12 protein-coding genes are annotated in these 16,798 nt (G+C 55.6%); 4 read left to right on the top strand and 8 right to left on the bottom strand.

All coding sequences use genetic code 11. The features are described from left to right. Nucleotides 1-160: 160 nt before the first annotated feature. Nucleotides 161-2,530 carry a phosphoenolpyruvate synthase gene (gene ppsA, locus AS89_RS0100905; RefSeq protein WP_010130349.1) on the bottom strand — a complete coding sequence of 790 codons (2,370 nt, stop codon included), beginning with the start codon at nucleotides 2,528-2,530 and terminating at the stop codon, nucleotides 161-163. Nucleotides 2,531-2,825: 295 nt separating this feature from the next. On the opposite strand from ppsA, the gene ppsR reads away from it, so the two are divergent. From ppsR to AS89_RS0100890, 3 genes are all read left to right on the top strand, one after another. Continuing rightward, nucleotides 2,826-3,710, top strand: a complete 885-nt coding sequence (gene ppsR, locus AS89_RS0100900; RefSeq protein ID WP_010130348.1) for a posphoenolpyruvate synthetase regulatory kinase/phosphorylase PpsR — start codon at nucleotides 2,826-2,828, stop codon at nucleotides 3,708-3,710. A gap of 187 nt (nucleotides 3,711-3,897) precedes the next feature. Beyond that, nucleotides 3,898-5,232 carry an aminodeoxychorismate synthase component I gene (pabB, locus tag AS89_RS0100895; protein WP_033229719.1) on the top strand — a complete coding sequence of 445 codons (1,335 nt, stop codon included), beginning with the start codon at nucleotides 3,898-3,900 and terminating at the stop codon, nucleotides 5,230-5,232. 165 nt (nucleotides 5,233-5,397) lie between these two features. Continuing rightward, nucleotides 5,398-5,679, top strand: coding sequence for a hypothetical protein (locus AS89_RS0100890; RefSeq protein ID WP_010130346.1), 282 nt, complete (start codon nucleotides 5,398-5,400; stop codon nucleotides 5,677-5,679). Nucleotides 5,680-5,767: 88 nt separating this feature from the next. Here AS89_RS0100890 and cysB read toward each other — a convergent pair whose 3' ends face one another. From cysB to AS89_RS0100865, 5 genes are all read right to left on the bottom strand, one after another. Then, a complete protein-coding gene (gene cysB / locus AS89_RS0100885; protein ID WP_010130344.1) occupies nucleotides 5,768-6,742 on the bottom strand; it encodes an HTH-type transcriptional regulator CysB in 975 nt (324 codons plus the stop codon). A 258-nt stretch (nucleotides 6,743-7,000) separates the two neighbouring features. Beyond that, the gene (locus tag AS89_RS0100880) at nucleotides 7,001-7,951 is read right to left on the bottom strand and encodes a 5'-nucleotidase (protein WP_010130343.1); all 951 of its coding nucleotides are present in this window, start codon (nucleotides 7,949-7,951) and stop codon (nucleotides 7,001-7,003) included. A 9-nt stretch (nucleotides 7,952-7,960) separates the two neighbouring features. Continuing rightward, entirely contained in the window at nucleotides 7,961-8,647 is a 687-nt protein-coding gene (locus AS89_RS16520; RefSeq protein WP_010130342.1) for a TetR/AcrR family transcriptional regulator, read from the bottom strand. 115 nt (nucleotides 8,648-8,762) lie between these two features. Continuing rightward, the gene (locus AS89_RS0100870) at nucleotides 8,763-11,132 is read right to left on the bottom strand and encodes a TonB-dependent receptor (RefSeq protein ID WP_010130341.1); all 2,370 of its coding nucleotides are present in this window, start codon (nucleotides 11,130-11,132) and stop codon (nucleotides 8,763-8,765) included. Nucleotides 11,133-11,342: 210 nt separating this feature from the next. Continuing rightward, a complete protein-coding gene (locus tag AS89_RS0100865; RefSeq protein WP_010130340.1) occupies nucleotides 11,343-12,650 on the bottom strand; it encodes an NAD(P)/FAD-dependent oxidoreductase in 1,308 nt (435 codons plus the stop codon). Nucleotides 12,651-12,952: 302 nt separating this feature from the next. Between AS89_RS0100865 and AS89_RS0100860 the strand changes: the two genes are divergently transcribed. Then, nucleotides 12,953-14,287, top strand: coding sequence for a glutamine synthetase family protein (locus AS89_RS0100860; protein WP_010130339.1), 1,335 nt, complete (start codon nucleotides 12,953-12,955; stop codon nucleotides 14,285-14,287). Nucleotides 14,288-14,360: 73 nt separating this feature from the next. Here AS89_RS0100860 and AS89_RS0100855 read toward each other — a convergent pair whose 3' ends face one another. Next, a complete protein-coding gene (locus AS89_RS0100855) occupies nucleotides 14,361-16,019 on the bottom strand; it encodes an alanine/glycine:cation symporter family protein (RefSeq protein WP_029249674.1) in 1,659 nt (552 codons plus the stop codon). 344 nt (nucleotides 16,020-16,363) lie between these two features. Next, nucleotides 16,364-16,798 (bottom strand): pyridoxal-phosphate dependent enzyme (locus AS89_RS0100850; protein WP_010130337.1); only part of this gene is annotated, 435 nt, incomplete at its 5' end.

Raw genomic sequence — 16,798 nt, 5'->3', positions numbered from 1 at the left:
CTAAAGCGGTGAAATGACCACACCTCTTGTCTCCAATTTTTCCGCCTGTCAGGGAATATTTTCCTATTGGCAAATAACAAAAAAGCGCCTTAAAAAAGGCGCTTTGCTTGAAATTCTACGATTAAGCAACAGGCTGCTACAGGATCGCAGTCAGAAGTGTCTATTCCGCAACACCCTGGTTGGCGAGATACAGCCAGGTATCCACCGCAGTGTCCGGATTGAGGGACACACTGTCGATACCCTCATCCATCAGCCACTGGGCAAAGTCTTTATGGTCAGACGGACCCTGACCACAAATGCCGACGTATTTACCTGCTTTCTTACACGCCTGAATGGCCCGTGACAGCAACATTTTCACCGCTGGGTCACGCTCATCGAACAGTTCGGCCACCAGCCCGGAATCGCGGTCCAGGCCCAAGGTCAGCTGTGTCAGATCGTTGGAACCGATCGAGAAACCATCGAAGTACTGCAGGAAATCCTCGGCCAGCAAGGCGTTTGAGGGAAGCTCGCACATCATGATGACTTTGAGCCCGTTTTCCCCGCGCTTGAGGCCGTTCTGTTCCAGCAGCTCAATTACCTGGCGGGCCTCATCCGGTGTACGTACGAATGGCACCATAATCTCAACATTGGTCAGGCCCATCTCGTCGCGGACCTTCTTGAGCGCCTTACACTCCAGCGCAAAGCACTGGCGGAAATCTTTGGAGCGGTAACGCGCGGCACCGCGGAAGCCCAGCATCGGGTTTTCTTCGCTGGGCTCATACATTTGCCCACCCACCAAGTGTGCATACTCGTTGGACTTAAAGTCTGAGAGGCGCACGATGGTGCGATTCGGTGCGAAAGCGGCGGCGAGAGTGGAGATGCCTTCAACCAGTTTTTCGACGATAAAGTCCTCAGGGGATGCATAGCCACCGATGCGATTGCGAATGGTGTGTTGCAGCTCCTGCGGGAGGCGGTCCAGTTCCAGCAGCGCACGGGGGTGAATACCAATCATGCGGTTGAGAATAAACTCCAGGCGCGCAAGGCCGACCCCCTGGTTCGGCAGGTTACTGAAGGCAAAGGCACGGTCCGGGTTGCCCACATTCAACATGATCTTAAACGGTAAGTCGGGCATGTCCTTGACTTCGGTGAGCGAGCGCTCGAAATCCAGCTGACCAGACATCACAAAGCCCGTATCGCCCTCGGCACAGGTCACGGTTACCGGGGTACCGGTAGACAGCTTCTCGGTGGCATCGCCACAGCCGACCACCGCCGGAATGCCTAACTCACGTGCAATGATCGCTGCGTGGCAGGTACGCCCGCCGCGATTGGTAACGATAGCGCTGGCCTTTTTCAGTACCGGTTCCCAATCTGGATCGGTCATATCGGTGACCAGTACGTCGCCGTCCTGCATCTGCGCCATGTCTTCAACGGATTCGAGCACCCGCACAGGGCCGGCACCAATGCGCTGGCCAATGGCGCGTCCCTCACACAGCACTTCGCTGCGCTCCTGAAGCTTGTAGCGTTCGATGCTGGTACCGGTGTCTCGTGAGCGCACGGTCTCAGGACGGGCCTGGACGATAAACAGTTTGCCGCTGTCGCCGTCTTTCGCCCATTCGATGTCCATGGGGCGCTGGTAATGCGCTTCGATCTTGCGAGCCTGATTGGCGAGTTCCGTTAACTCCTGCTCATTCAGAGCAAACCGCAGGCGGTCCACTTCGTCGACCGGCACAGTTTTGACCGAACGGCCACAATCTCCGCTGGCGTCGTAAACCATCTTGATTGCTTTACTGCCGCGGTTGCGACGCAAAATTGACGGGCGGCCGGCTTCCAGTGCGGGTTTGTAGAGGTAAAACTCGTCTGGGTTCACCGCGCCCTGCACCACGGTCTCGCCGAGGCCGTAGGCCGCGGTAACAAAAATCACATCGCGGAAACCGCTTTCGGTATCCAGGGTAAACATCACCCCGGAAGCGCCGGTTTCGCTGCGCACCATGTGCTGAATGCCGGCAGAGAGGTATACCCCTACGTCTGCGTAGCCCGTGTGCACGCGGTAGGCAATGGCGCGGTCGTTGTACAGCGAGGCAAATACTTCACGGACCGCCTGCAGCACAGAATCGATACCACGGATGTTCAGGAAGGTCTCCTGCTGGCCGGCAAATGAAGCGTCCGGCAAATCTTCTGCGGTCGCCGATGAGCGCACGGCCACGGCAGTCTCGCCGCCGCCGAGGGCTTCGTAACCCTCGCGAATTTCTTTTTCGAGCTGTGCGGGAAATGGCGTATCCAGCAGCCACTGGCGGATTTCCTCACCCGCGGCGGCCAGGGCAGTAACGTCATCCACATCCAGGTTTTGCAGGCGCTCGGCAATACGCGCGTCTAGATTTGCGCTGCTCAGGAACTCACGAAAAGCCTCCGCAGTTGTGGCGAAGCCACCGGGCACACTAACGCCAGCCCCTGACAGTGACGAGATCATTTCACCAAGAGAGGCGTTCTTGCCGCCAACCTTGTCGACATCCGCCATGCCCAGTTTCGCGAAATCGAGAGTATAAGTGGTCAATGATCTGTCCTCTAAGACTGCGTTTCTGGCGGCAAATTATAAGGAAGGGTTTTGTAAATAATACCCCGCAAATACCACTCAAATTCGCCAATATTTGTTGTAATTTTTCTACAAGATTTGCGTGCCGGGACGGGTTTTGACTACATCGCGCTGCGCACACATGACCGCACGCGGCGGTACGAGTGAGTGCATGAGTGTTGTATGATTGATTAGCTGGCCAGAAGCACTCGCTGCTTCAATTACAAAACCTACGAGCGTGTTTTGTCGCAATGTATCTGTTGATCAAGAAAAAATTATGACGGATTCCACACCGAACCCTACACCTGTGACCGAAGATCATGCCGCCGCAACACCCAGCGGCAAAAAGCGCACCGCGTTTTTTATTTCAGATGGCACCGGTCTTACCGTAGAAGGTATCGGCCACAGCCTGTTGGCACAGTTTCGCGACCAGCCGGTAGAGCAAGTGACTGTCCCTTATGTGGACTCAGAGGCGCGGGTAAAACAGGTTTTACAACGTATAGAGCGTGCTGCTGAAGAATCTGGCCTGCAGCCAATTATTATCACCAGTATTGTTTCCGATCAGATTCGCAATCAGCTGCATGAAAGTTCGGCGTTGATGCTCGATGTATTTGAGAGCTACCTTGCCCCACTGGCAAACCTGTTTGGGACAAACCCGGTGCGCACGGTGGGTGTTTCCCATGGGATTTCCAACGACAGCCGCTATAGCGCGCGGATGGATGCAGTGCACTTTGCCATGGACAATGACGATGGCCGGCGTACGCGTGAGTTTGAAAGCGCGGATGTGATCCTGGTTGGTGTTTCGCGCTCGGGCAAGACACCGACATGCCTGTATCTGGCGCTGCAGTTTGGTTTGCGCGCGGCAAACTACCCCATCACCGAAGAGGACATGGACTCTACCTCCCTGCCGAAGATCCTGCGCCCCTATCAACACAAACTCTTCGGCCTCACGATCGACCCGCGTCGCCTCATGAGTATTCGCCAGGAACGACGCGCCAACAGCCGCTACGCGTCGCCGGAGCAATGCGAGTTTGAGGTCCGTCAGGTGGAACAAATGCTCAGGCGCGCACAGATCCCCTACCTAGATGCGACCGAGCTGTCGGTAGAGGAGTTAGCAACCCGACTCATGTCGCAAGCGGGAATTGAGCGCAGAATCAGCTAAATTTTCATAGTGCACAGTGAGCGGACTGAGCACGAAGAGCGTATTACTGCGTATGGTGAAACACTGGCAAGGGTGTTTCGTTAGGCTCAGCGAGCAATTTGGAGTAAAGTAGCGCCGCCCACAAGGCGACGCCTATTGCTCGTGAGAAAGCGGCGCGGTAAACCCGCCCGGAAGTTTGGTTGACGTTTTGCAGATCATTTCCCTGCCCTATTCCCGTAATCTCGGTGCAGCCTTTGCGGCGCTCGGGGACCTACCCTGTCCGGTCTGGTTGGATTCGGGGCAGCCCCGTGCCAGCGGCGGGCGTTTCGACATCATCAGTGCAGACCCGATCGCTTCGCTGACCCTGAGTGCAGGCGACCCGGCACCGTTCGCGGCCCTGGATGATTTGCTCTGCGAACTGGCACCGCAGGAAGTAGACCAGCAAATCCCATTTTGTGGTGGTGCCATAGGCTTTGCAGGCTACGAGCTGGGCAGTCACGGCAATTTCTTGACCGCGGATCTGCGCCCTACGCCCCTGCCGGCAGGTGCCTTTGGGCTGTACAGCTGGGCACTGATCGCTGACCACCAGCTGGGCGCAACCCACCTGGTTTTCCACCCCGCGTGCACCCGCTATCAAAAGCTGGACCTGCAACAGCGCTTTGCGGCCATTGACTGGGAAAAGCCTGCACCAGTCCAGGACGCGTTCAAGCTCGCACAGCCTTTCCAGCACGAATATGACTCGGAGGAGTATGCGCGGCGTATCGAGTCTATTCTCGATTACATCCGGGCTGGCGATATCTACCAGGCAAATTTCACGCAGCGCTTCACAGCTTCCTACGAGGGCGACCCGTTTACCGCGTATCTCGCGTTGCGTGAAGCGGCCGCGGGTCCATTTTCTGCGTACCTCTCCCTCCCGCAAGGACAGCTGCTCAGCTTTTCACCGGAGCGGTTTATTCTCGTGGATGGGCGCTTCCTGCAAACCGAACCCATCAAGGGCACGGTGCCGCGTGGCGAAACTCCTGCCGAGGATGCGGCGCTGGCACAGCAGCTGCGAGACAGCCGCAAAGATCGTGCTGAGAACCTGATGATCGTGGATTTGCTGCGCAATGACTTCGGTAAAGTCTGCGAGCGCGGTAGTGTCCGGGTGCCAAATCTGTTCGAGCTCCAAAGTTTTGCCAACGTGCATCACCTGGTGAGCACCATCAACGGGCAACTGCCACAAGATGTGGAGTACGCCGACGTGCTTGCCGCATGCTTCCCCGGCGGCTCGATTACTGGTGCCCCCAAGCGCCGCGCCATGGAAGTTATTCGCGAGCTCGAAGACAGCCCCCGCGGTGCCTACTGCGGCAGCATTGGTTACCTCAGTAGCTGTGGGCGTGCGGACACGAATATTGCCATTCGCACCCTCACCGCAAGTAGTGGCAAGATCCATTGCGCCGCTGGCGGCGGCATCGTGGCGGACTCCGATCCGGCGGCCGAACATCGTGAGTGCCTGGATAAGGTCCGCATCTTCCTCGATACCCTGGAGGCGCGCTTCTCCTGAGTGCCGCCGCAGGTTATAGAATTATCGCCCTTCGATATTTCCCACGGTTTCCTTTCTTTGCTAGATTCCGCGCCAATCATTAGATTCACTGGATTTTAGCCGCCCCCGGGCACGGGCTATGCCTGAATGCCGAGGCGACGGCCCTACACAATAAGGCTGTGTTTCATGCGAATTACGCTGGTAAAGAAAATTCTTGCAGATGGTTCCCCGTGCGGGAAATGCCGGGACGTTGAGCAAAAGCTCAAGGAAAACGACCAGGAAAAATTCCTAGACGAAACGCTCATTGCCGATGAGCGCGATCCAGCCAGTGCCGGCATGCTGTTGGCTCAAAAGCTCAACGTGCAGCGCGCGCCGTTTTTTGTTGTGGAAGAAGAAGGCAAGGCGCCCGAGGTCTATACGGTGTACTTCAAGTTCGCCAAAGAGGTGTTGGCCAAGCTGGCGGCTTGATGCTATCCATTGATACCATCAGTTGATTCAATGCGGCGACGCGCTGACGGCGTGGCCGCCAACAACGCTATGGGCCCTACCTCGGGTCCTAGTAAACCGGCAAATCAATATGTGAAAACAGCTCATCCACTTCCGCACGCGAAGACGCCTGCGCCGCTTGATCAACAAGCTCACGGGTAAGGTGCGGTGCGAACTGCTGGAAGAATTCGTACATAAAGCCGCGCAGGAAAATGCCTTTGCGGAAGCCAATTTTTGTCACGCTCGATTCAAACAGGTCACTGGCATCCAGCGCGACAAGATCACTATCCTCATCTTCCACCGCGGCCATATCCGCGACAATCCCGATACCAAGGCCGAGCCGCACATAAGTTTTGATGACGTCGGCATCCGCCGCGGTAAACACGACTTTGGGTGATAAACCCTTTTCGAGAAATGCCTCGTCCAGCTTCGATCGACCGGTAAACCCGAATACGTAAGTCACGATTGGATACTTGGCAACTTCCTCCAGCGTCAGCTTGGGCACCTGTGCCAGCTCATGGCCCTTGGGTACCAGAATGCAGCGGTTCCAGCGGTACACCGGCATCATTACCAGATCACTGAACAGCTCCAGCGCCTCGGTGGCGATAGCGAAATCTGCGGTGCCGTCTGCAGCCATTTCAGAAATTTGCATGGGCGTTCCCTGGTGCATGTGCAGGGAAACTTCGGGGTAGCGGGAAATAAATCCCTTGATGACGGTGGGCAGAGCGTAACGCGCCTGGGTGTGAGTGGTGGCAATGGCAAGGCTGCCGCGTTTGTCATTGCTAAATTCCTGCGCCACCTGCTTGATGTTTTCCACCTTGCGCATGATTTCGCCGGCGGTTTTGAGGATTGCCTCCCCTGCAGGAGTAACGCGGGTGAGGTGTTTGCCGCTGCGCGCGAAAATCTCGACACCCAGCTCGTCTTCCAGCAAGCGTATCTGCTTGCTGATACCTGGCTGGGAGGTAAACAGACTTTGTGCGGTCGCAGACACATTCAGGTCGTGATGTGCCACCTCCCAGATATAACGCAACTGCTGCAGCTTCATAGCTTGCCTCCCTGCCTCGCCCATTCGGTCGCTAATGCGGTCTGATCAATGGAAATTGATCTTTTTGACGCCAGTAAATGGTTATAAAAACTATGCAACTATATGCGCGAAAAGCATAGCAGTGAATGTCATGTGGGGCCAACTAAACGTGATAAGGCCGGGAGAAATGTGAACAAATGGTTACGAAAAGTGACCGAGGAGCTGCGAACTACATGTTGAATCGCGGCAGTGCAGCAGAAAGCGGGTTTACTTGACGCCCTATTTGCCTTGATTGGCAATTCCGTGGGGTACATGCCCGGTTGCCACATGGGCGCCGGCGGAAGCGCAGTGAACGGGCTGGTCGTCGAAAAATACGTCGGCACCAAACGCACGCAGGAATTCACCCTTGGGCAGTCCGCCAAGGAACATGGACTCGTCAATTCGAATATTCCAGGCGCGCAGTGTGCGGATGACGCGTTCGTGCGCTGGTGCAGAACGGGCGGTAACCAGCGCGGTGCGGATCGGGCAATCCTCGGGGTCGAATTCCGCTTGTAGCTGTTGCAGCGCTTCGAGGAAACCTTTGAACGGCCCTCCTTGCAACGGTTTTTTCGCGGAGGCGCGTTCAGCGCTGGTAAACGCATCGAGACCATCGCGCTTGAAGATTTGTTCTGCCTCATCGGAAAACAACACCGCGTCGCCATCAAAGGCAAAGCGCAGTACTTCATCGCCGCGCTGGCGTGCGCCGCCCGGGATCAGCGTCGCTGCGGCGACGCCCTGCTCCAGTGCCCTGCGCACATCCTCGCCATCGGTCGACAGAAAAAGATGGCAGCCAAAGGGTGATATATACCGGTAAGGACTGCCGCCGTTACAAAACGCCGCGCGGCTGATATTTAATCCATAGTGTTCTATTGAGTTGAACACGCGCAAACCCGTATCTGCACTGTTGCGAGATAGCAGTATCACCTCAACTCTTGGGTCTCCGGGCAGGCGCTCATTGATTTGCAAAAATTTTTCGACGAGGGAAAACGCCTCGCCCTTTGGCAAAATATCGTTCTCTCGCTCAACCTGGTAAGCGGAAAAGGCCTCGACACCTTGCTCTTCGAAAATCTGATGACTTTCCCGCAGGTCAAACAATACGCGTGACGAAATCGCGATGATCAGGCGATTGGGGTGGGACTTTCCTGTTGGGTAGCCTGTTTGGTCTCCGGCCGGGTTTTGTGTGCTGGTCATTTGGACACCTCACGGGGCCTCGATGTCATCAAGGCCCGATGGTCGTTCCTCATTACGGTGTGGCTCAAGCAGAACCATCAACATATTAACCAGATCCTCGCGGGTTCGCTCGGAGCGGACCCCGACCTGATTCACCACAACCAGCAGCATGGCATGGCAGGTCTCGAGCGTTGCGCGCGCGAGTCGGTTGGATTCATTGGGTGGGCAGGTAAAGCCAAGGCGATCAAACATCCGCATTAGATGATTGATCACCAGCTCGTCGTGACGCTCGTCCAACTCATGCAGTTCGGGCACGCCCCACATGGCCTGAACCAGTGGCAGCAAACCGCGCTGCTCCTGGTAAACAGAAAGCCAACGAGACAGGAGCTCATCGAGGAATTCGCGCAGGCTGAGTCGCTCCAGCGGACTTGCCGCAAGCTCATTCAGGCGTTCCGTGAGGCTGGCAAGCCACTGCTCGCCCATTGCATAAAGGATCGCATGCTTGTTGGGAAAGTAGTGATACACAGAGCCGACAGAAACGCCGAGTTCCTTGGCGATCAGAATGGTGGTGAGATCGTTCAGGCCAACACGCTCGAGCAAATAGCCGGTGGTATCCAGAATCTGGCGGGCGCGTTCACGGGCCCTCGCCTGCACGGGCTCGCGGCGTGGTGATAACTGGTTTTTACGGCGTTGATTGTCTGAGCTGGACACTTCCATCTTCCCTGCTACTGAAGCTGCATTTTTAACATAATTAGGCACACCGCTCACCAAAAAAAGGCCGGCATTGCTGCCGGCCCTTCATTCCCATCCTGTGAGACGCGAATGGAATCGATTAGAAGCGGTAATTCACATTCACACCGGCAACACGACCGCGGGAAGGATCGGTCATGGTAGCGGGCAGATTGTAATCCGCTTCTGCGTAGCCCCAGTGGTAGTACTCTTCGCCCGTCAGGTTTTCCACGTAGATACCAGCGCTCAGGTTTTCACTCGGCGCAGTGATGGTGGCACGGACATTGAAGACGCTGCGGCTATCCAACTTCACTTCTTCGGTGTTATCGAGGTTAGAGAACTGCTCACCGGTGTAGTTATACTCACCAGTCAGCGCCAGGGAACCGAAGCCGAGATCGGTGGTGTAGGTCAGCATGGTTGCAGATGAGAACTCCGGAGAGAACGCCATCTCATTGCCGTCACAGCCTTCGCACAGCTCTTCAGGTGCGCCGCGGAAATCGGTATTCAGCCACGCCATACCCATGTAGAGGTCCAGGTTGTCGGTCAGCAGCCAACGCGCGTCTACCTCGAGGCCCTGGCCCTCACTCTCACCCACGTTGCGGGTAACCGCAGCCGCACCTATGAAGAATGCCTGCTGCAGATCTTCGTAGGTGTACTGGAAAGCCGCTGCATTCAGGTGCAGGCGGTTGTCCAGCAAGCGCGCCTTCACACCAAGCTCATACGACAGAACCTGCTCTTCGTCGAAGCCGTTCGGCTCGGCGTTGGAGCTGTCTACGGTCCACTCGTACTCTTCGAGCCATGCGTCCTGGTCCTCGGCGAAAGCCGGGTCAGTAACACGGTAGGTCAGGTAGTCAAAACCGCCAGACTTGTAGCCGGTCGCGACACTGGCGTAGCCGGTTACGGAATCGGAGAAGTCGTGGTTCAGGGTCGCGCGTCCAGACAGGTTGGTCCAGGTGTCATCGCCTGTGATCGGCCCTTCGGTGAACAGTGCCTGATAGTTCCAGCCACCGGTCCAGGTATCTGGCCATGGCGAATCTACGGTATAGATCTTGCGATCAGAGGTGTAACGAACTCCCAAGCCCAGGCTGGTAGCGTCGGTCAGGTCGAAAGTGGTGTTGGCGAAGATACCCCAGCCACTGTATTCACCACTGGTGAAAGACTCTTCGATAGACATGCCGTCCGGAACCATCACGCCGCCCGGAATCGCCATGCCGGCAGTCGGGGCGTATTCCCAAGGATCGCCACCGGTACCAAAGGCGTCATCCATATCATCTGGATAGGCAAGTGCCAACTCGGCACAGGTCGCGGAAGAATCCACGTCCAGTTCGTAGTCCACTTCCATGGCACCAGCACAGATGAAGTCTTCGGCATCCACACCGGCGAAGTATGCGTCCAGGTCTTCCTGGTAATAGCTCGCACCCAGCACCCAGTTGAATGGGCCGCTGTTGTCGGAGGTCAGGCGGAATTCCTGACTGAAGAAATCGCCACTCTGGTCACGCACAAAGGTATCGATGGTGTCTGCAGTGCCATCGAAGTCTTCGATATAGGTGTAGTTGTGGGTCTTGTAGCCGGTAATGGAGGTCAGCGTCAGCGCATCCATCTGGTGTTCGATGGTCAGGATCGCATCGGCAATCTCAGACTGATCGGTGCCCTGCTGGTCGTTATAGACTTCGTCGTAGGCGCCATCGGTTTCCAGTGCGCGGTAAATGGTACCGTCGCTGATGCGGTCTTCGTACTGTCCCAAAAAGGTAACGGTGGTGTCGGCGAAGCCGCTGTAGACGGCAGTAAAACGCATGGCATCAGCTTCGCTGGCGCCCAGGTCACGACCACCGGCCAGGTTTTTCACGTGGCCGTCTTCTTCCTGATGAATACCCGCAATGCGCACCGCAAAGTCTTCGCTTACCGGCATGTCGACGGTGCCTTCAAAGTCCAGGCGACCGTACTGGCCCGCACTCACGGATACATCACCACCGAACACGTCACCCGGTTTCTGGGTGGTCATGGCAATGGCGCCGGAGGCAGTATTGCGGCCGAAGAGTGTGCCCTGCGGGCCCTTCACAACTTCCACGCGCTCCAGGTCGTACATGGTGGGCGCTGCACCGGAACGGCTCTGATAAACGCCATCGAGGAACACGCCCAGTGCGGGGTCGCTACCGGAACCGAAACCGTTGTTATTTACCCCACGCACGGAGACGGAATCGAAGAAACCATCGGTGGTCTCACCAGAAATTCCCGGAGTAATGGCGAACAGGTCTTTGAAATCACTCAGATTTGAGTTCTTGATGGTTTCGCCAGAAAAGGCGCTGACAGACATGGGAACGTCTTTCAGGGACTCTGCACGCATCTGTGCAGTTACCGTTACTTCTTCGATCTCTGCGGCCACCGCGCCGGCACCGACAGTGAAAACTACTGCGCCGATGGTGGAGGCAAGCAGGTTCTTTTTGGCCATGAAAGACCGGTCTGATAGCGTCATCGTTACTCCCCGTGGGTTATTTTTGTCGGGTTTGTGCCCATAGATACCGCTCGGACGGACCCAGTGCTTGTAAACTGATCGGTCTGTTATTTCATAAACCGAACAATTCTTCAACTTTTATTTCTACCCGTAACCTGCCGAAGAGAGGCAATAACGACACAGAATTTTCGCTGTGCCGCTGTGGCCACAAAGCAAAGAAATCGAGTAAGCCTACCGGCCCAGTTTGTCCATCATGCTGTAATACAGCATGCCGGCAACCAGTCCCGGCCAACGCAGCAAGGTACCGCCTGGGAACCTTGGCGTCGGAATGCGCGACAATATATCAAATCTCTCCTCGGTACCGGCAATAACTTCTGAAAGAATTTTGCCGGCAAAGGTGGCAGTTGGGACGCCATGCCCAGAATACCCCTGGCTGTAGTACACATTTGGCTCCAAACGGCCAATGCTTGGCATTCGGTTCATGGTGATGGCGAGAGTGCCACCCCACCCGTAATCGATACGGGTGTCTTCAAGCTGCGGGTAGATTTCCAGCATGTACTTGCGCACAAACGCCTTGATGTCCTGCGGGAAACGCGACGTATAGTTTTCTCCCCCGCCAAACACCAGGCGATTGTCACCGGACAGCTTCCAATAATTGATCACGAACAGGGTGTCCTGCAGCGCGTAGTCGTTCGCAATCAATTCTTGTGCCAAACCATCACTCAGCGGTTCGGTGGCCAGAACAAAGTTATTGATGGGCATGATGCGCCCGGCCATACGGGGCTCCAAATTGCCCAGATAGCCATTACAGGCCAGAACAACATTCTTGGCGTTTACCCGCCCGCCCGAGGTGCTGACCACACAGGGGCTGCCACCGTGATAACGGGTGACCCGGCTGTGTTCGTAAAACTGCACGCCCGCGGCGGCTGCGGCATCCGCGAGACCGAGCGCGTAATTCAGCGGGTGAAGATGCAGCGACCCACTATCAATCTGGCCACCGTAAAACCGCTCCGATCCGACCAGCTCGCCAACCTCGTGACGGTCGGCATAGCGGATCTGGTCATAGCCGTAGCGCTGGTTGAGCAGCTCTACCTCGGATTTCAGCTCGTCATCGTGACTCTCTTTGGCGGCCAGGTGCATAATGCCCCGTTTTAGGTCACATTGGATGCCGTGCTTGGTAACCAGTGAATCGACAAGTTGCACCGCCTCGACGCCCATATCCCAGAGGAGCTTGGCCTTGTCGAGGCCGAGCATCTTTTCCAGATCCTCCTGACCCTTGCGCTGCCCTACTCCCACGTGGCCTCCATTGCGGCCAGAGGCGCCCCAGCCAATGCGCTCGGCTTCTAGCACCACGACTTTATAGCCCCGCTCGGCAAGATGCAGGGCAGAAGAAAGACCGGTATAGCCTGCACCAATAATGCACACATCCGCCTCGATATCGCCCTGTAGGCGGGGGTAATCGGGTGTGGGATTGGCGCTGGCTGCGTAATAGGAATCGGTATGGCCGAGTAGCTTTGAAACACTTCCGCTCGCGGTCATGTAGGATCTCCAAGTTCAATTAGATGCGACAGGTTTTGCCTCGCAGCGCGGCAGTGTTTCACGGGCAAGCCCCGTATATCAGCAGCTGGTGTGATGCCTGTGACGGCACCGCGAAACAAAACCGAATCATTATTCGGTATTTCTTGAATGATAATTCGGTTTTTTGTCATAATCAAAGCCCGGGCGACAAAAATTGCTGTGCGCCGGCTGCCAAACCTTCGCCCACCAGCAGAATCTACGCTAATGTTTTGGCGAAATTGGCAAAATACCTATAAACAAGCCTTCCAATATCAAGGTGTAAAATGGACAAGATAACCCAGTGGCTCGCGGAACATTCCATCTCCGAAGTCGAGTGCCTGGTACCGGACATGTCTGGCAATGCGCGGGGAAAGTTCACCCCTACCGACAAGTTCCTTACCCAAGACAGTCGCCTGCCCGAGAGTATCCTCGTGCAGACCGTAACCGGTGACTACGTCGACGAGCACAATGAGCTGGTGGATCCAGCGGATACCGACATGCTTCTGGTGCCCGACCCGGATTCTATCCGCCTCAACCCTTGGGCAAACGAGCCAACTGCGCAGATCATCCACGATTGTTACACCCGCGATGGCAAGCCCCACCCTATCAGCACGCGCAATATTCTGAAATTCGTGCTGGATAAATATGCGGAGCAAGGCTGGAAACCCATAGTCGCGCCGGAAGTTGAGTTTTACCTGGTAAAGAAAAATCTCGACCCGGACGAAAAACTCTCTGCTCCGGTCGGCCGCTCTGGGCGCACCGAGAAAACCCGCCAATCCTACAGTATTGATGCGGCAAACGAGTACGAGTCCATCATCGAGGACATGTATGACTTCTCGGAGGCTCAGGGACTGGATGTGGACACCCTGATCCACGAATCCGGCACCGCGCAGATGGAAATCAACTTCTTGCATGGCGACCCATTGAAGTTGGCCGACCAGGTTTTTACCTTCAAGCGCACCGTGCGTGAAACCGCCCTGCGCCACGGTATATATGCCACGTTCATGGCAAAGCCCATGGCCGACGAACCTGGCAGTGCATTGCACCTGCACCAAAGCATCGTGGACGTTAATACCGGCAAAAACATATTTGTGGACGACGACGGTGCGGAAAACGAACGCTTTATGCACTTCATCGGCGGTATGCAGAAATATACCCCGGGATTCATGACATTCTTTGCGCCCAACGTAAACTCGTACCGTCGTTTTACCAAGGAAAACGCAGCACCAATCAGCCTGCATTGGGGCTACGACAACCGCACCACAGGCCTGCGCGTACCGGACAGCTCTCCTCAGGCCAAACGCCTGGAGAACCGTTTCCCCGGCGCGGACTGTAACCCGTACCTGGCAATTGCCACGTCGCTCGCCTGTGGTTACCTGGGCATGATGAACAAGGTATCGCCAAGTGAACCCTATAAAGGCGATTGCTCGGTTGAGCCCATCTCCCTGCCGCGGACCCAGGAGCATGCACTCAGCTTGATGGCTGAATGCCCTGAGGCGGTGGAAATGTTCGGTGATACCTTCGTGCGCGCCTGGGCGGCGATCAAACGGGACGAGTATGAAGAGTTCAACCGCGTAATCAGTTCGTGGGAGCGTGAATTCCTGTTGCTGAATGTTTGACAATACTCAGTGATCGCAATGAAAAAAGCCCGGCATATGCCGGGCTTTTTTTGTATCAGGAATTCACCGTAGCCTACTTGTGGCTGGGGTCTTTCCAATAGTCCTTCACGGTATCCTTCATTTCCCGCGCCAGGATCGAAATACCGAACAGGTTCGGAAGTGTCATCAACACGATCGCAACGGCCGAGAGGTTCCAGATAACCGTTGTATCCTCAATCGCTGCCCAGAAGAAGGCGACCACGTAAACCAAACGGTATGGCATCACCGCCTTCGGCCCGAACAGATAAATCATCGAGCGGTCCCCGTAATAGGACCAGGCGATTGCGGTAGAGAACGCGAACAACAAAATCCCCAGTGTAACGATGTAACTACCGTACTCACCGAAGAAGCCCTTCTGGAACGCACGGTTGGTCAGGGCCACCGAGTGCAACAGCGAGTTACCCCAGACATCCACGTTCGGGTTCACCAGGCGTCCGTTGTTCACGTTCAGTACTCCGGAGAAGTTATCGCCGGCAACACGGAACTCAACATCTTCGGCAACGGAACGGGAGTTCAGCACGGTAAATTCGTTTTCATTGAGCGGGCGCCCATCGGCCACAACAATAGCGCCGGTGTAGGGGGTAACCTCACTGCTCTGATTGCTCAGGAAGCCAAATAGCTGCTTAACATCCGCTTCGTCCTTGTCCGAATAGGTACCGGCAACAACCATCATGTCTGCACGTTCGAACTGGTTCATGTGCTTCTCGGTCCAAACACCGGAAGACAGAATAACCAGGCCGGTCAGGGTACAAATAATCAGGGTGTCAATGAACGGTTCCAGCAGGGATACCATGCCCTCAGATACCGGCTCATCGGCACGGGCCGAGGCGTGCGCGATCGGCGCGGAGCCCTGACCAGCTTCGTTGGAAAACAGGCCGCGGTTCACACCACGGTTAAATGCGTAAGCGAAGCTCGCACCCAGGAAGCCGCCAACGGCCGCGCTACCATTGAAGGCACCGGCAAATACCGCTTGGAACGAGGGAATAATATTCTGGTAGTTGTACAGAATTACCGCGAGCGCGCCGATTATGTACAGCGATGCCATAACCGGAACAATGGTCGATGTGACTTTGGCGATACGAGTAATGCCACCGATAATCACCATGCCGAGCAGGATTGCCAGAACACCACCGGTAAGCATCTTGCTCAGGCCGAAGGTGTCGTGCATGGCCTGGGCAATGTTATTCACCTGAGGCAGGCTGCCGGTGCCGAAGGAGCTGATCACCGTTGCGATCGCAAAAATGACCGCGAGCCATTTCATGTTTAGACGGCGCTCCATGTAAAACATGGGGCCACCTGCATAGAAGCCGTCGGCCGCTTTAATACGGTATTTGTGGGAAAGCGTTACTTCGACGAATTTCGTCGTCATACCGAGAAATGCGGTAACCCACATCCAGAACAGTGCCGCGGGGCCGCCGAGGAAAATGGCGAGACCCACACCGCCAATATTACCGGTACCCACGGTGCCGGAAAGCGCGGTAGAAAGTGCCTGGAAGTGTGAGGTGTCGCCGGGGTCGCTCGGCTTGTCATACTTACCACGAACAATTTTGATTGCGTGGCCAAAATAACGGATTTGGGGAAAGCCCAAATACAGGGTAAAAAAGAAGCCGACCCCTAACAGAACCCACGGAAACCAGAATGCTGAACCCAGCAGCCCGTCCAGGGTCAACAAAAATTGATTGAATGATTCCAAATCAACCCCCACAACTTATCGTTTTGAATAAAATATCGTCAGTGCTTAGTCAGGCTGGCCGCATGCACGGAAGGTCCTAAAACAGACTGCTCCCGCACACAAAATCAGAGAATATTGTTATTAACCAGCCCCCCGACGTTGGGCGCCAGAGTAGCAGCTTCCTCACGAAGTGAACAGTAATCCGCCAATTTTCAGCACTAAAGTCCTGTTTTCTGCCAAAAAATCGATTAACTACCAAATTTCCCGCTAAAACAGTAAATCCTGTCTTCTCAGTAATTCAGTGTTCGCCAAAGCACTCTCGCCCCTACTCTATTGCGGCGAACAAATTACCGTCGGATTGCCGATTAATTGCCCCAACTGCTCTTAAAACCATCGCGCTGCGGAAATAACCCGAATTGGCCTCCGGTATGCACAAACACCAGATTTTCGCTGCCCGCGTATCGCCCTTTCTCGATGTCCTGCAGCATCCCGTAAAATGCTTTGCCGGTATACACAGGATCCAGCAGCAAGCCCTCCTGCTGGGCGACCATCGCAATGGCCTGGAAAATTTCCTCCGACGCGATGGCATAACCTGGACCAATGTATTCGTCGATCACACGCACACGATCGCGATTGAACACAAAGCCCTGCGGCACCAGCTCCGGGTAGCGCCGGTACCAGTCGGATACATCGTCGGCAACCTTGTTTGCAAAGTATTCTTCATCATCACACACCGCATAACCGGTAACATGTGCGGCTTCGCCAAGCATTTGACAGCCTAACGTCATGCCAGCTTGCGT

Origin of the sequence: Microbulbifer agarilyticus S89 (assembly GCF_000220505.1) — a bacterium.
In the GTDB taxonomy this organism is placed as follows: Bacteria; Pseudomonadota; Gammaproteobacteria; order Pseudomonadales; family Cellvibrionaceae; genus Microbulbifer; species Microbulbifer agarilyticus_B.
This window is presented reverse-complemented; position numbering and strand designations above follow the sequence as displayed.

Coding starts and splice junctions, on each gene's coding strand:
- ppsR (WP_010130348.1), top strand. CDS start 2,826: ATGACGGATTCCACACCGAACCCTACACCTGTGACCGAAGATCATGCC.
- AS89_RS0100890 (WP_010130346.1), top strand. CDS start 5,398: ATGCGAATTACGCTGGTAAAGAAAATTCTTGCAGATGGTTCCCCGTGC.
- cysB (WP_010130344.1), bottom strand. CDS start 6,742: ATGAAGCTGCAGCAGTTGCGTTATATCTGGGAGGTGGCACATCACGAC.
- AS89_RS0100880 (WP_010130343.1), bottom strand. CDS start 7,951: ATGACCAGCACACAAAACCCGGCCGGAGACCAAACAGGCTACCCAACA.
- AS89_RS16520 (WP_010130342.1), bottom strand. CDS start 8,647: ATGGAAGTGTCCAGCTCAGACAATCAACGCCGTAAAAACCAGTTATCA.
- AS89_RS0100870 (WP_010130341.1), bottom strand. CDS start 11,132: ATGACGCTATCAGACCGGTCTTTCATGGCCAAAAAGAACCTGCTTGCC.
- AS89_RS0100865 (WP_010130340.1), bottom strand. CDS start 12,650: ATGACCGCGAGCGGAAGTGTTTCAAAGCTACTCGGCCATACCGATTCC.
- AS89_RS0100860 (WP_010130339.1), top strand. CDS start 12,953: ATGGACAAGATAACCCAGTGGCTCGCGGAACATTCCATCTCCGAAGTC.